Raw genomic sequence first — 13,389 nt, forward strand, 5'->3', positions numbered from 1 at the left:
TGCTGTCATGAGGCGTGGCTCAACGTTGAAATTGTCCCGGTGGGTGTATTCGAAACGCTTGGCAGGGAACTCATGGCTAGCCCCTGATTAAATTTATTTTACTATCGCGCCTTTGCTCACAGGCCAATCGACAGACACTCGACCATACTCCATCATGCAGCGGTTTCATGGGGGAAACCCTTGCACAGCCAATGACATACCAACTTTTAGTGAGCCTCAACGTGAAAACCTCCCTGTCCATACTCAGCCTGCTGCTGTTGCTCACAGGAACCGCGACCCTTCCGTCGACCGCTGCTGCACAACCCCCTGCCCTGGTTCAACGCGACCCGGCCAAATTGCATCTGGCCTCGGGCAGTGCGTTGCTGATCGACCTGAACACCAACCAGGAACTTTACTCCAGCCATGCCGACAAAGTGCTGGCTATCGCCTCGGTCACCAAGCTCATGACCGCCATGGTCGTGCTGGACGCCAAGCAGCCGATGGACGAGATGCTCACCATGACCATCGCTCAGAACAAGGAGATGAAGGGCGTGTATTCTCGCGTGCGCCTGGGCAGCCAGTTAAATCGCCGCGAGACCCTGCTGATCACCCTCATGTCGTCGGAAAACCGTGCGGCCTCGAGCCTTGCGCACCATTATCCGGGCGGTTACGGCGCGTTTATCAGGGCCATGAACGCAAAAGCCCGCAGCCTGGGCATGACGCATACGCGCTATGTGGAGCCCACCGGCCTGTCCACCCAGAACGTCTCTACCGCCCGCGACCTGGCCAAGCTGCTCCTGGCATCGCGCAAATACCCACTGCTGGGCGAGCTCTCGACCACGCGCGAGAAGACCGTGGCGTTCCGCAAGCCCAACTACACCCTGGGCTTTCGCAATACCGACCATCTGGTGAACAAGAGCAACTGGGACATCAAGCTGACCAAGACCGGCTTCACCAATGAAGCAGGCCATTGCCTGGTATTGCTGACGCGGATGAACAACCGCCCCGTGGCCATGGTGATCCTGGACGCCTTTGGCAAGTACACCCACTTCGCCGACGCCAGTCGCATGCGCCAGTGGCTGGAGACCGGCAGCGCCAAGCCGGCGCCAGCCGTTGCCATGCAATACAAGGCCGAACGGCAGAACCGCGCGCGCCTGGCCGCGGACTGATCCTGCGGGCCGCCTCGCCGCGAGCGGGACGGCCCATGTCCATTCACGCCTGAGTGCTGAGCATGCCACCCGCGCTGCTTGTGCCGCTTGCGTTCAATGCCTCTAGTAGTGCCGCGGTGGCTGAGAGGATTTCCCCATTCAACGTAGCGATGCTGGCTTGCTTGGCGGAAACGGCCGCCAGCTTGCCGCTGTCATCCGTGCCCTTGTTCATCTTCATCAGGGCGGCCAGTTGCTTCTGCTCTTCGGCCAGCTGTTTCTGCAGTTGCTTGATCTGCTCGCGCAGCTGCTTGATATGGGCAGGTTCGCCACTTTGGTCCTCGGCGGGCTGCGACTTTCCGGCACCCCTACCACGTACCTGGGACAGATCGACCGCGGCGGTCGATGCGCCCTCCCCAGCCTTGCCGGTTCGAGGATTCTGTGTAGCTTCGGCAGCCGGGGCGATTGCACCAGGCGTCACGGCGGCAATGCCCGCCATTGAGATCGTTGTCATTTTTCGGCTTGCCTCGATAGCTCCTTGCGTTGACAGCCTATCGGCCAGTTTTCGCGCTTCTTGAGCGACTGCCCAATGAGTCATGTTCGGCTCTGTCGAGGCCATCGTGAGGACTGGGAACGACTGCGTGAGCCCCTTGGACGGTAGCTCCTGAAACATTTAGTTTCATAACATTCCGTCCGATTTGTATTCTCATTCGTCTTTATATTTGCAGCCTCCTCGGGTTGAGTGGAAACTCGCCCGCATCTATACAGAAGATCGACCGATGGCCCAACAAACGAAAAAGTCCAAATCCCGGTTATGGTTCTTGGTCCATAGCTGGCTCGCCCTGCCAATCTGGTTCTTCGTCCTCATCGTCTGTTTCACGGGCATGCTGGCCGTGGTCAGCCAGGAAATCATCTGGCTGGCCAATCCTGACGTGCGCGCCACCAAGCCCAGCGACGATGCCGAACGCCTGAGTTTCCAGCAGGTGCTCGACGCGTTGCGCAAGGCCGAGCCCGACATGGCGGTGCGCTCGCTGAGCCAACCCGATGGCTCGCACTTTGCCCTCACCGCCGGGGTGACGCTGGCCGACGGCACCGCGCCTACGCTGTACGTCAATCCCTACACAGGGGCGATACAAGGCAAGAGCCCGGACTTCAACTTCGAGGCATTCACTCGCGCCTTGCATGGCTGGTGGTTGGTACCCTTCACCAATGGCTACAGCTGGGGCTGGTACCTGGTGTCCATCCTCGGCCTGCCGATGCTGGCGTCGCTGGTCACGGGCCTGGTGGTCTACAAGAAGTTCTGGAGGGGGTTCTTCAAGCCTCTGCGTCTTGGCCACGGACCGCGGATCTTCTGGGGCGACGTTCATCGCCTGGCAGGCGTCTGGTCGATCTGGTTCATCGCGGTGATCTCGATCACAGGTACTTGGTTCCTGATCCAGGCCATCCTGGGTGACAACCACATCACCATTTCCAGCGAGCCGGTGGTTCCGGTGATCGCGCGCCAGGAAGTCCCGCTGTCCCAGGATGGCAGCCCGGCTCCGCGCATCGACCTGGACGAAGCGGCGCGCATCGCCACCACATCGATCCCGGGGCTCGATATCAGCTTCATCCAGTTGCCGTTGACCGCCTACAGCCACATCGAAATGGGCGGTCGGGGCTGGTATCCGCTGATGTTCCAGACCGCTTCGGTCAACCCCTACACCCGCAAGGTCGATAGCCAGTTCCTGCTCGGCGACCGCTCCACGCTCGAGTTCGTCACCGAGTCGATGCGCCCCTTGCATACCGGTGACTTCGGCGGGCTGGCGATCAAGCTGATCTGGGCCTTCTTTGGCCTGATCCTGACGCTGATGGTCTTCAGCGGCTTGCTGATCTGGACCAAGCGCACCGCCCAGGCCACTGCCGCCGCACTCAAGCGTAGCGAGCGTCAGCCCCGCCAGCGGCTGGCTCGCGGCGAGCCCATCACCGAGGTACAGTCATGAGCCAGGCCCAGGCATTGCCGACAAGCCCCTTGAAGCAGTTCTGGCTCAAGTGGCGCTTCCATCTGAACATCCTGCTGATTCTTATCCCCCTGGGTTTCATGCCCAAGTACTTCGCCGACGCCAAGCTGTTCCGTGGCGAGGGTGGCCTGGGGGCCAATGTGGTGAGCGACATCAAGGTCGGCCAGTGGAGCCTGGACCTGGCCGAGCTGCGAGACGAGGCACCACGCGCCGACGGTCCGGCGGGTCATTTCAAGCTGTTCAACGCCGCCTTGTGCAAGACCTGCACCGAAGGCGCGAAAGCCATCTACCTGCGCATTGGCAAGCCGCGCAGTCTGCGCGCCGCAGGTACGATCTTCTTCGGCGCGCCCTATCGCATGATCACCTCATTACCCATTCCGCCGCGCACCAAACCCGATGCCGATCTGTGGATCACCATCGAAGGTTGGGACGGCAGCATGCACCAGGCATCGATCCCGTTGGCCCAGGCTTCGCCGTCCACGGTCGCCTGGCTGAAGAAACAAGGAGGCACCAAATGAACACCCTGATACGCACACTCGCCTTGCCCTTCCTGATGCTGGCCGCGAGCCCCGCGCTGGCGCACAACCCCATGTGCGAATGCGAGCCGGTCGCCGGTGATCAGGTCAAATGCACCGGTGGCTTCTCTGACGGCAGTGGCGCTCCGGGCGTAACCCTCGACGTGATCGGCTACGACGAGCAGGTGCTGGTCGGCGGCAAGCTGAACGAGGACTCATCGCTGACCTTCAATCGCCCCGAGGGTGAGTACTACGTGCTGTTCGACGCAGGTCCGGGCCACGTCGTGGAAGTCGATTACGCCGATATCGGCCAACCATGAGCCGTATTCAGGTCGTGCGCCCGGCTGGTGCCGGACATGAAACGCTGTACGTGCTGCTGGCCAGCTTGCTGATCATCATCCTTGCCGCCACGATAGTGACGATGCGCGGCGAGCGAGTGGACGAGGTAGCGCTGGCCAGCCACCAGATCGACGCGCGCCGCGATCTCACCGCCGCCGAACAAGGCCTGTATACCGACCTGCTGGTGGCCTTCGATGAAATCCAGGCCCTGCGCGAGGAAAACGCCGGCGCCCCTAGCATCGATACCCTGGTCGACGAGGGCCTGCCGCCCTTCGTCACCGATGCGAGCAGCGAGAGCCGCGGGCGTCACCAGTGGCTATGGATGGAGAGCGGAGCCTACCTCGGTCGGAGCCAGGACAGCACGGTCGCCGGCAGTTTCCTGCTGATCCTCCCACAGACCCTCGCTACGCCCGCCGACGTCTGGTTGCGCCATGACAGTGCCACGCTCGCGCCCGCCGACCTGGGCAGCGAGGCGCTGATCGGCGCGGGCTGGAAGCAGATCGCCACTCACTACGACGCCGGGGTTACCCGCGAACATCGTCACTGAACCCAAGGACTTCCCATGCTCCGCTCTGCCCTCGCACGCCGCGTATTCAGCCTGCTGCTAGCGTGCGCCTTGCCTGCCCTGGCCCTGGCCGACTCCGGCAAGCCCCTGCGCATCGGCATCACCCTGCACCCTTACTACAGCTACGTCAGCAACATCGTCGGCGACAAGGCCGAGGTCGTGCCGCTGATCCCGGCGGGCTTCAACCCGCATGCCTACGAGCCACGCGCCGAAGACATCAAACGCATCGGCACGCTGGATATGATAGTGCTCAACGGCGTGGGCCACGACGACTTTGCCGATCGCATGATCGCGGCGAGCGAGACGCCAGACATCAAGACCATCGAGGCCAACGCCAACGTACCGCTGCTGGCCGCCACCGGCATCGCCGCCCGCGGCGCCGGCAAGGTGGTCAACCCGCACACCTTCCTGTCCATCAGTGCGAGCATCGCCCAGGTCAACAACATCGCTCGCGAACTGGGCAAGCTGGACCCGGACAATGCCAAGTACTACACCAAGAACGCCCGAGCCTATGCCAAACGCCTGCGGGCCTTGCGTGCCGAAGCCCTGGCCAAGGTCACCGAAGCGCCGGACGCCAGTTTCCGCGTGGCGACCATCCATGCCGCCTACGACTACCTGGTGCGCGAATTCGGCCTGGAGGTGACTGCCGTGGTCGAACCCGCCCATGGGATCGAACCCAGCCCCGCCCAGCTGAAGAAGACCATCGACCAGCTCAAGGCGCTGGACGTGAAGGTGATCTTCTCGGAAATGGACTTCCCTTCCGCCTATGTCGACACCATCCAGCGAGAGTCCGGCGTGAAGATTTACCCGCTGACGCATATCTCCTACGGCGAATACAGCAAAGAGAAGTACGAAGTGGAGATGAAACGCAACCTGGACACCGTGGTCCGCGCCATCCAGGAGTCGCGCGCATGACTGCCGCGGCCAATCTCGTTACCCCCCATGGTCCGCGCATCGAGTTTGCCGGCATCGACCTGACCCTGGGGCGCACACGTATCCTCGAGCAGGTCAGTTTCACCGTGGCCGCCGGTAGCGTGCACGCGATCGTGGGCCCCAACGGCGGCGGCAAGAGCTCGCTGATCAAGACCCTGCTGGGGCAAATGCCGCACCAGGGCCAGTTGACCCTGCAGTGGCCTGGCGATGGCGAGATCATCGGCTACGTGCCGCAGGCTCTGGAGTTCGATCGCGGGCTGCCGATGACCGTGGATGACTTCATGGCAGCCATGTGCCAGCGGCGACCGGCATTCCTCGGACTGTCGCGACGGGTGAGCCCAGCCATCGACGCGGCCCTGGAGCGCGTAGGCATGCTCGACAAGCGCAAGCGCCGCATGGGCGCGCTCTCCGGTGGAGAACGCCAGCGCGTGCTGCTGGCCCAGGGTTTGATCCCGACCCCGCAATTGCTGGTTCTGGATGAGCCGATGTCGGCCCTCGACGAGGCTGGCATCCGGGTGTTCGAACAATTGCTGCAGGGCTGGCGCCAGTCCGGCACTACCGTGCTATGGATCGAGCACGACCTGGAAGCGGTGCTGCGCCTGGCCGACCGGGTCACGGGGCTGAGTCGCCAAGTGCTGTTCGACGCCCCGCCCGCCCAGGCCCTGACACCCGAGCGGCTGCTCGGCCTGTTCTCCGTTCACCCTCGCAGCGAGACTTTGGCCTGATGAACTACGATGCCTTTCGCCAACTGATCCAGGACTGGGCCAACGCGGGCTACCTGCCCGAGGCCCTGGCCTACGGATTCGTGGTCAATGCCCTGCTCGCCGGGCTGATGATCGGCCCTGTCCTGGGCGGTCTGGGCACCCTGGTGGTAGTCAAGCGCTTCGCGTTCTTTTCCGAGGCGGTCGGTCATGCCGCGCTGACGGGCGTGGCCATCGGCATTCTGCTGGGCGAACCCTACACCGGTCCTTATGGCAGCCTGTTCGGCTATTGCCTGTTGTTCGGCATCTTGCTCAACTTCCTGCGCAATCGCACCGGACTCTCGCCGGACACCTTGATCGGCGTCTTCCTCTCGGTGTCCCTGGCACTGGGGGCCAGCCTGCTGCTGATGCTCGCCGGCAAGATCAACGTGCATATCCTGGAGAATGTGCTGTTCGGCTCCGTCCTCACCGTCAGCGCGCAAGACCTGCTGGTCCTGGGCATCGTCGCCTTGCTGGTACTGGGCCTGGCGCTTCCGCTCTACAACCGCATCATGCTGGCCAGCTTCAATCCGCAACTCGCCGCCGTTCGGGGCGTGGCGGTGAAGACCCTGGACTACCTGTTCGTCATCCTGGTGACCCTGGTGACCGTGGCGGCCGTGAAGGTGATCGGCGCCATTCTGGTCGGTGCGCTGCTGGTGATCCCGGCGGCGGCCGCGCGCCTGGTCAGCCAATCGCTCAAGGGCTTTTTCTGGGTGTCGGTGCTGATCGCCACCCTGAGCACCCTCCTCGGCATTCTTCTGCCCATCGTCCTCGACCTGCCCGTGCCGTCGGGAGCCGCGATCATCCTGGTCGCAGGCGCTTGCTTCGCCCTCGCCGCCCTGGCCCGCGCACTGGTCCCCCGCCTGCAAGGAAACCCGGCATGATCCCTACCCTCAAGCACCTGATCCTGGCTCTTGCGCTGGCCGGGTCACCTGCCCTGAGCCTTGCCGCTCAAGCCACCACGGGCGCCGAGCAGGCCGCCGTCCAAGTACTGACCACCTTGCCGGTTACCCATACCCTGGCCGGCATCCTGCTCGATGGCACCTCGGTAAACCTCAAGCGCGCGGCGCCGGCCAGCCTGCCCGCCACCCGCCAGCCGTCCTACTTCGGCGGCCGAGGTAGCGCCAGCCTGCACAAGGCCGCGCAGCAGGCCGACGCGGTAATCGACCTGCGCTCGATCTGGCGCGACGACCCGCTTTACCCCATGGCTCGACGCAGCAATATCCGCATTGTCGAAATCGACGCCGCGCGGCCCGTGGACGGTGCCTTGCCCGGTATTGCCGTGCAGGGCGACGATGCCTTCTCCGGCTATCCCTGGCTCAACGCGACCAACCTGGGGCGCATGGCCGATATCATGGCCAGCGATCTGGAGCGTCTTTCCCCCGCGGACAAACCCAGGATCCAGACCAATCTCGCCGGCCTCAAGCGTCAGTTGCTCGAACTGACTTCAAGCAGCGAAACGCGTCTGGTGAAGGCTGACAACCTCAGCGTGGTGAGCCTGTCGGAGCGCCTGGGCTACCTGGCCAGCGGGCTCAACCTGGACGTGGTGGACCAGCCACTTCCCGCCGAGGACAAGTGGGACCAGGCGGCACTCAAGACGCTGGGTGAAAACCTCAGGGAGCAGGATGTCGCCCTGGTGTTGCATCACCGTCAGCCGGATCCTGCGGTGGCCGAGGTGATCAAGGCTTGCGGTGCGCAACTGCTGGTATTGGACAGCGACTCGGAAGACAGCGTCGCTGGCCTCAAGGCCAATATCGAACAGATCGTGGGTGCCTTGAGCAAGGGATGACAGAGATGAACAGGGACCACCTAGGTGGCCCCTGGACCGTCAAGGCGCCAGGTCTGGGTCGGAATCCAGATGCTTCTGGCCAACCGGGTCGATGTGTTCCGGATTACGCTCGTTCTCTCGCTTGTCGATGGCGGGAGGCGGGGCAAGCTGCAGCACCTCGCTGGTGTAGGCCCACTCTTGAGCGACTTTCTCCGGGTCGTCGTTGAGGTGGGTCCCGTAGGACGGGACGATCTCGCGGATCTTGGTCTGCCAAGGAGCGGACGCTATCTTGTCCTTGAACACCTTGGTCATCAGATCGAGCATGATGGGCGGTGCCGTGGAAGCGCCTGGCGAGGCGCCCAGCAGGCCGGCAATACTGCCATCCTTGGAAGTGACCACTTCGGTCCCGAGCTTGAGGACCCCACCCTGTTGGTCATCCTTCTTGATGATCTGCACACGCTGACCAGCCTGCCACAGGCGCCAGTCTTCCTGCTTGGCATTGGGGAAGTAGGTCTTGAGGGCCTCGAAACGATCATCGTCGGATTGCATGACCTGACCGACCAGGTACTTGACCAGATCGAACTCGCGCACACCCACGCGCGTCATCGGCCAGAGGTTATGGGCCGACATGCTGGCGAACAGGTCAAGGTACGAACCTTCCTTGAGGAACTTGGTGGAGAACGTGGCGAACGGGCCGAACAGGATGACCTGCTTGCCATCGAGCACACGGGTATCGAGGTGCGGCACCGACATCGGCGGCGCTCCGGTGGACGCGATGCCGTAGGCCTTGGCCATGTGCCGTTCGGCAATGGTCGGGTTCTCGGTCACCAGGAACGAGCCGCCTACCGGGAAGCCTGCGTAATCCTTGGCTTCCTCGATGCCGGCTTTCTGCAGCAGCGGCAGCGCGGCGCCGCCCGCGCCGATGAACAGGAACTTGGCGTCCGTCGCCGATTCGGTCCCGTCCTTGAGATTCTTGTACTCGACATGCCAGGAGCCATCGTCATTGCGGGTGATGTCCTGCACTTCGCTCGACAGCTTGAGGGTGAAGTTGGGCCTGGTTTGCAGGAAGCCCACATACTGGCGGGTGATCTCGCCAAAGTTGACGTCGGTACCGATAGGCGTCCAGGTCGCGGCGAGCTTCTGGTTCGGGTCGCGCCCTTCCATCATCAGCGGCACCCACTTACGAATCTGTTCGGGATCCTCGGAATACTGCATGGGGCGGAACAGCGGGCTTGCCTGCAGCGCGTCGTAGCGCTTTTTCAGGAAGCGAATATTGTCATCGCCCCAGACGAAACTCATGTGTGGCGTGGAGTTGATGAAGGAACGAGGGTTTTTCAGGACACCGCTCTTGACCTGCCAGGCGAGAAACTGGCGGGTGATCTGGAACGACTCGTTGATCTCGACGGCCTTGGTGATATCCACCTTGCCGTCCTTCTCCGGGGTGTAGTTGAGTTCGGCCAGCGCCGAGTGCCCGGTACCGGCATTGTTCCAACCGTTCGAGCTTTCCTCCGCCACTTTGTCCAGACGCTCGACCATTTCCACCGACCAGCCTGGCTCCAGTTCGTTGAGCCAGATGGCCAGGGTCGAACTCATGACCCCGCCGCCCACCAGCAATACGTCGACCCGCTTGGTCTCGGCGGCTTGCGCCGTCATCAGGCCACAGGTCAGGGTAAAGCCCGCCAGTGCCAATTTCGACTTGATCATGTTCTTCATGCTTTCTCCCATGAGACGGCGAGGCCTTGAGTGAACTCCGTGATGTCCTGGCTGAGCGACTGATCGGCGCAGAGTGGCGACGGTTTCCAGTCAGGTCCTTGTCAGGTTCGAGGTGCAGGGCGGCGGAACAGTTCAACTCAGCGCCAGGGCGTTTACCGCGCTGCGTATTACTCCGGCCAAGGTCTACCTCGAAGGGGCTCTTCACGCAGCGCGGGCCGATCGACAAGCTGCCTCGGCAGTGATCCCGGTGACGCGCGGATCGAACCGCTGACGCTTTGATCGGGGCCCCTGCCATCACGTGGCAAGGGCTTTTTCTTTCAGCGTTTCATGCAGCGCTGATAGCGCTCTTCCACCCGCCCCGCGAACCAGGCCGTGGTCAACTTACGGGTTATCTTCGGGCTTTTCAGCTCGATCCCGGGCAGGATCGCGCGCGGCAGTGGTTTGCCCGCCGCCTTTTCAGCCAGCTTGAAGACACCCTCGTACACGTCGGTCTCCTCGAAAGCCAGGCTGTCGCCCTGCTCCAGCGCGTTGCGTATCCCCGGGTTGCGCCAACCCAGCTTCGGCCCAAGCTTGCGCGCCGCCAGTTCGGTCTTGCCGGGCATGATGGCGCCAGGGGCGATGAGATCGCCATCGAGCGCCAGGTCGATCCCTGTTGCGCGACTCAAAGCCGCCTGGAACGCCGCGTTTCGGCTTGCGTACCATCCCGCGTTGAAATCGGCGAAGCGGTACAGCGGACGCTGATAATGGGCGGGGTAACCCAACAAGTGAGCGACGCCGAAATACATTCCGCCACGTCGGCTGAAAACCTCCTGGCGGATCGTACCGGCATAGGTGTAGGGATAGTCCCTGGCATGGCGCTCGGCAAAATCGATGCTGACCTGCATCGGCCCGCCCGTGTGCACGGGGTTGAGGCCGCCGAGCAACGTGCGCCCCAGCGGCAGGGTACCGATGAGGTCATCGAACAAGGCACTGAGTTCTTTCTCGCTGCGCACCGCCTGCAAGCGTTGCTGGTAGGTCTTGCCGTTACCGGAGCGGGTCTGCAAGGCGCGGTCGACGAGCATGCGGGGGATGTGCAGGCGCGCGGCGCGGCGGTCTATCTCCTGCCGGGCGATACGGCCCAGCCCCGGCACCTGGGGGTCGGCCTGGAAGGTCGACTCCTGCTCGGTCACCGCAAGCACGGCGCACAGGTTGCTCTTGCTCGGCTCGAGGCGCTGGGCACTGAATGCCGTCTGGATATCCTTCGCCCAGCCATCCCGGTCTCGGGTGGTGGTCGGCAGCAGACGCTTGACCTGAGCCTGTACCGTTGCCGGATCGGCTACCGGCTCGCCGCGTTGCCCGGCACAGCCTTGCAACAGCGCAAGTATCACCATGCCCGCCAGCGCCGTACGCCATACCATGCTTATCTCCTTGTGCGATCGATGGCTGCACCTTATCAGCCGATGAACGCATCAGGACAGGACCAGATAGTCGCTGCGCTGCACGATCGGCGCGTGCTCGCCGGGCACGAGGCGCACATAACGGCCTTCGACCTGATCGATGGCGATGCAGTCGTCGATGTCCATCACCGCATCGGTATGCCCCTGCGACCAGTGCCCGAGCATGTGCCGCCTGCCCTTGGCCCGCGCCTGACGCGGGCTGTCGGCCACCAGCAGGAGGTAATGATGAGCTTCACCGAACGCGCCCGGCTCGTAACCGCCCAGGTTGATGAAGTACAACCGAGGCTCCCCCGCGGCAGGCTGCTGGTCGCTCCATGTCAGGCGGTAGCCATCGACCCCCTCCACCTCCAACCAGGAGTCGATGTGCAGGCCCTTGGGGCTGCCGAACCACTGCTGGCGCAGCTGCGGATAAGCTGCCTGCAGGTCTGGCGCGACGGTGAAGACCACGTCATGGACCTCGATCCGAGCTCGCGGGTGCTTGCCCCCGAGCATCACCACGAACAACATGCCCGAGACCTCAAGGTTGCTCGCCGACCAGGTAGGTCTTGCTGATATGACGGAATTGCGGATGGCGGGCACTGCCCATCAGCTCGAACAACACCATCTCGCGGCTGACGATCTGCGCCCCGGCATCACGCATGCGCGCGATGCCTGCGGCCTTGCTGGCGGTAGTCCGGCTGTCGCAGGCGTCTTCGACCACGAAGACCTGCTTGCCCAGCTCGAGCAGGTCGAGCACGGTCTGTAGCACGCAGACATGGGTCTCCATGCCACACACCACCACTTGCTCGCGCGCCAGCATGGCGCCGGGCAGGCAGTTTCCGGCCACGCAGGAAAAATGCAGCTTTTCCACCACGTTCGCCAGGGGCGCGGCAGCTTTCAACGCCTCCACTGTCGGCCCGAGGCCCTTGGGGTATTGCTCGGAGATGACGATGGGCAGCTTGAGGTCGGTGCAGGCGGCGAGCAGCCATCTCGCGCGTGACAAGGTACCGGTCGGGTCGCTGACCGCGCCGATGAGTTTTTCCTGAATGTCGATGACCAAAAGCGTGGCCTGTCGCGGGTCGATCAGCATGTCTGCCCCTTGCCTGGAAGGATGGAGGTTCGCGGTGCCCTGCTTGAGTGGCCCGATCGAACAGGTCGCTAGCGTCCTCCAGGCGCAAGGCGACGTCAATCACCGGACAGGGAACGGTGATGCATCGAGCTTTTTCGGGTCAGGCGTGATCTGATGAGCACGCCGAACACCTGTTCCCTAGCGGGCCAGCGACAGTGGTCGCGAAGTTTGGCGACGTTCTTCCAAGGCTTGGGCAATGACCTCGAACACCTGTTCTTCCTGCTCGTGAATGAAGAAATGGCCTCCGGGAAACATGGCCAAGGTCTGCTCGCCCTCCGTTTCCTCGCCCCAGGCGCGCAGTTGCTCATCGCTCGCCCGATCCGCCGCGCCTGCCAAGACATGCAATGGGCAACGCAACAGTGGGCGCCGTACATACTCGTAGCGCCCGCATAGCAGGAAGTCGGCGCGCAGCACGGGCAAGGTGAGGCTCATCAGTTCCTCGTTGGCCAGGACCTCTTCCGGCGTGCCCTGCAGTTCGCGCAACTGCGCGATCAACTCGCTGTCGCTCTTGGGCTCACGCCAGTTCCGACCGTCATAGTCTTCGCGGCGCCTCGGCGCGGCGGTGCCGCTGGCAAACAGCGCGACCGGTGCCGGGCAGCCCAACGCTTGCAGCTCATGGACCAGTTCGAAGGCGAGCAAGGCGCCCAGGCTGTGCCCGAACAAGGCATACGGTTCACTGGCGGTCAGACGCTGTTCCTGGGCCAGCTGCCGAGCCAGCGCGCGCAGGTCGGTCTGCAAAGGCTCGCCCATCCGGGCGCCACGGCCAGGCAGTTCGACCGGCTGCACCTGCAGCCAGGTGGGCAACTTGCGCCGCCAGCGACTGTAGACCATGGCGCTGGCGCCGGAGTAAGGCAGGCACAGCAGTTTCAATGAAGACACCGCCAGCCCCTTACTGCGCCGCCGCGGTTTCGGCCATCTTCAGGCGCAGGCTCAAGGGGCGCATGTCGGTCCAGACCTCATCGATATAGGCCAGGCAGTCTTTCTTCAGTCCGCTCTTGCCCACGGTGCGCCAGCCATTGGGGATCGCCTTGTAGTCGGGCCAGATCGAATATTGCTCTTCGTGGTTGACCACTACCTGGAACACGATGTCATCGCGATCGAAAACGGAAGTCATTGCCTGTCTCCTTGAATGATAGGTATGCCGGGGATCC

At 63.2% G+C, this 13,389-nt stretch carries 16 protein-coding genes; 9 read left to right on the plus strand and 7 right to left on the minus strand.

What is annotated here, in order from left to right:
- Positions 1 to 221: 221 nt before the first annotated feature.
- Positions 222 to 1,148 carry a D-alanyl-D-alanine endopeptidase gene (gene pbpG / locus G7009_RS00655; protein WP_181128050.1) on the plus strand — a complete coding sequence of 309 codons (927 nt, stop codon included), beginning with the start codon at positions 222 to 224 and terminating at the stop codon, positions 1,146 to 1,148.
- 43 nt (positions 1,149 to 1,191) lie between these two features.
- Here pbpG and G7009_RS00660 read toward each other — a convergent pair whose 3' ends face one another.
- Positions 1,192 to 1,638: a hypothetical protein gene (locus G7009_RS00660; RefSeq protein WP_258197816.1), complete on the minus strand. Its 447-nt coding sequence runs from the start codon at positions 1,636 to 1,638 to the stop codon at positions 1,192 to 1,194.
- A gap of 265 nt (positions 1,639 to 1,903) precedes the next feature.
- Here G7009_RS00660 and G7009_RS00665 point away from each other — a divergent pair, with 265 nt between their 5' ends.
- Genes G7009_RS00665 through G7009_RS00700 form a run of 8 tightly spaced genes read left to right on the plus strand, consistent with a single transcriptional unit; the run spans position 1,904 to position 8,002 of the window.
- Positions 1,904 to 3,103: a PepSY-associated TM helix domain-containing protein gene (locus G7009_RS00665; RefSeq protein ID WP_181128051.1), complete on the plus strand. Its 1,200-nt coding sequence runs from the start codon at positions 1,904 to 1,906 to the stop codon at positions 3,101 to 3,103.
- On the plus strand, positions 3,100 to 3,639 hold the full coding sequence (locus G7009_RS00670; protein WP_181128052.1) for a thiamine pyrophosphate-binding protein: 540 nt from the start codon (positions 3,100 to 3,102) through the stop codon (positions 3,637 to 3,639). Before G7009_RS00665 ends, G7009_RS00670 begins: the two co-directional genes overlap by 4 nt.
- Positions 3,636 to 3,956 (plus strand): hypothetical protein, encoded by a 321-nt coding sequence (locus G7009_RS00675; RefSeq protein ID WP_181128053.1) that lies wholly within the window; start codon positions 3,636 to 3,638, stop codon positions 3,954 to 3,956. The genes G7009_RS00670 and G7009_RS00675 overlap by 4 nt, the downstream gene beginning before the upstream one ends.
- Positions 3,953 to 4,522, plus strand: a complete 570-nt coding sequence (locus G7009_RS00680) for a DUF6162 family protein (RefSeq protein ID WP_181128054.1) — start codon at positions 3,953 to 3,955, stop codon at positions 4,520 to 4,522. The genes G7009_RS00675 and G7009_RS00680 overlap by 4 nt, the downstream gene beginning before the upstream one ends.
- 15 nt (positions 4,523 to 4,537) lie before the next feature.
- Positions 4,538 to 5,455 carry a metal ABC transporter substrate-binding protein gene (locus G7009_RS00685; protein WP_181128055.1) on the plus strand — a complete coding sequence of 306 codons (918 nt, stop codon included), beginning with the start codon at positions 4,538 to 4,540 and terminating at the stop codon, positions 5,453 to 5,455.
- On the plus strand, positions 5,452 to 6,198 hold the full coding sequence (locus G7009_RS00690; RefSeq protein ID WP_181128056.1) for a metal ABC transporter ATP-binding protein: 747 nt from the start codon (positions 5,452 to 5,454) through the stop codon (positions 6,196 to 6,198). Before G7009_RS00685 ends, G7009_RS00690 begins: the two co-directional genes overlap by 4 nt.
- Positions 6,198 to 7,097 (plus strand): metal ABC transporter permease, encoded by a 900-nt coding sequence (locus G7009_RS00695; protein WP_181128057.1) that lies wholly within the window; start codon positions 6,198 to 6,200, stop codon positions 7,095 to 7,097. The genes G7009_RS00690 and G7009_RS00695 overlap by 1 nt, the downstream gene beginning before the upstream one ends.
- Positions 7,094 to 8,002, plus strand: a complete 909-nt coding sequence (locus G7009_RS00700) for a metal ABC transporter solute-binding protein, Zn/Mn family (RefSeq protein WP_181128058.1) — start codon at positions 7,094 to 7,096, stop codon at positions 8,000 to 8,002. The genes G7009_RS00695 and G7009_RS00700 overlap by 4 nt, the downstream gene beginning before the upstream one ends.
- A 39-nt stretch (positions 8,003 to 8,041) precedes the next feature.
- Here the strand turns inward: G7009_RS00700 and mqo are convergent, their stop codons facing one another.
- The 6 genes from mqo to G7009_RS00730 all read right to left on the minus strand — a co-directional run bounded on the left by mqo (position 8,042) and on the right by G7009_RS00730 (position 13,352).
- Positions 8,042 to 9,694 carry a malate dehydrogenase (quinone) gene (mqo, locus tag G7009_RS00705; RefSeq protein WP_181128059.1) on the minus strand — a complete coding sequence of 551 codons (1,653 nt, stop codon included), beginning with the start codon at positions 9,692 to 9,694 and terminating at the stop codon, positions 8,042 to 8,044.
- Positions 9,695 to 10,011: 317 nt separating this feature from the next.
- On the minus strand, positions 10,012 to 11,091 hold the full coding sequence (locus G7009_RS00710) for a DUF1615 domain-containing protein (RefSeq protein ID WP_308813293.1): 1,080 nt from the start codon (positions 11,089 to 11,091) through the stop codon (positions 10,012 to 10,014).
- A gap of 51 nt (positions 11,092 to 11,142) precedes the next feature.
- Positions 11,143 to 11,637, minus strand: a complete 495-nt coding sequence (locus tag G7009_RS00715; RefSeq protein WP_181128060.1) for a DUF1543 domain-containing protein — start codon at positions 11,635 to 11,637, stop codon at positions 11,143 to 11,145.
- A 10-nt stretch (positions 11,638 to 11,647) separates the two neighbouring features.
- Complete coding sequence (locus G7009_RS00720) at positions 11,648 to 12,199, minus strand: hydrolase (protein WP_181128061.1); 552 nt, start codon at positions 12,197 to 12,199, stop codon at positions 11,648 to 11,650.
- 177 nt (positions 12,200 to 12,376) lie between these two features.
- Positions 12,377 to 13,117, minus strand: a complete 741-nt coding sequence (locus tag G7009_RS00725) for a thioesterase II family protein (RefSeq protein WP_181128062.1) — start codon at positions 13,115 to 13,117, stop codon at positions 12,377 to 12,379.
- 10 nt (positions 13,118 to 13,127) lie between these two features.
- Positions 13,128 to 13,352, minus strand: coding sequence for an MbtH family protein (locus G7009_RS00730; RefSeq protein ID WP_181128063.1), 225 nt, complete (start codon positions 13,350 to 13,352; stop codon positions 13,128 to 13,130).
- Positions 13,353 to 13,389 lie beyond the last annotated feature (37 nt).

This window comes from Pseudomonas capeferrum (assembly GCF_013523055.1).
GTDB classification, from domain to species: domain Bacteria; phylum Pseudomonadota; class Gammaproteobacteria; order Pseudomonadales; family Pseudomonadaceae; genus Aquipseudomonas; species Aquipseudomonas capeferrum_A.

Coding starts and splice junctions, on each gene's coding strand:
- G7009_RS00660 (WP_258197816.1), bottom strand. CDS start 1,638: ATGACAACGATCTCAATGGCGGGCATTGCCGCCGTGACGCCTGGTGCA.
- G7009_RS00665 (WP_181128051.1), top strand. CDS start 1,904: ATGGCCCAACAAACGAAAAAGTCCAAATCCCGGTTATGGTTCTTGGTC.
- G7009_RS00670 (WP_181128052.1), top strand. CDS start 3,100: ATGAGCCAGGCCCAGGCATTGCCGACAAGCCCCTTGAAGCAGTTCTGG.
- G7009_RS00675 (WP_181128053.1), top strand. CDS start 3,636: ATGAACACCCTGATACGCACACTCGCCTTGCCCTTCCTGATGCTGGCC.
- G7009_RS00680 (WP_181128054.1), top strand. CDS start 3,953: ATGAGCCGTATTCAGGTCGTGCGCCCGGCTGGTGCCGGACATGAAACG.
- G7009_RS00685 (WP_181128055.1), top strand. CDS start 4,538: ATGCTCCGCTCTGCCCTCGCACGCCGCGTATTCAGCCTGCTGCTAGCG.
- G7009_RS00690 (WP_181128056.1), top strand. CDS start 5,452: ATGACTGCCGCGGCCAATCTCGTTACCCCCCATGGTCCGCGCATCGAG.
- G7009_RS00695 (WP_181128057.1), top strand. CDS start 6,198: ATGAACTACGATGCCTTTCGCCAACTGATCCAGGACTGGGCCAACGCG.
- G7009_RS00700 (WP_181128058.1), top strand. CDS start 7,094: ATGATCCCTACCCTCAAGCACCTGATCCTGGCTCTTGCGCTGGCCGGG.
- mqo (WP_181128059.1), bottom strand. CDS start 9,694: ATGAAGAACATGATCAAGTCGAAATTGGCACTGGCGGGCTTTACCCTG.
- G7009_RS00710 (WP_308813293.1), bottom strand. CDS start 11,091: ATGGTATGGCGTACGGCGCTGGCGGGCATGGTGATACTTGCGCTGTTG.
- G7009_RS00715 (WP_181128060.1), bottom strand. CDS start 11,637: ATGTTGTTCGTGGTGATGCTCGGGGGCAAGCACCCGCGAGCTCGGATC.
- G7009_RS00720 (WP_181128061.1), bottom strand. CDS start 12,199: ATGCTGATCGACCCGCGACAGGCCACGCTTTTGGTCATCGACATTCAG.
- G7009_RS00730 (WP_181128063.1), bottom strand. CDS start 13,352: ATGACTTCCGTTTTCGATCGCGATGACATCGTGTTCCAGGTAGTGGTC.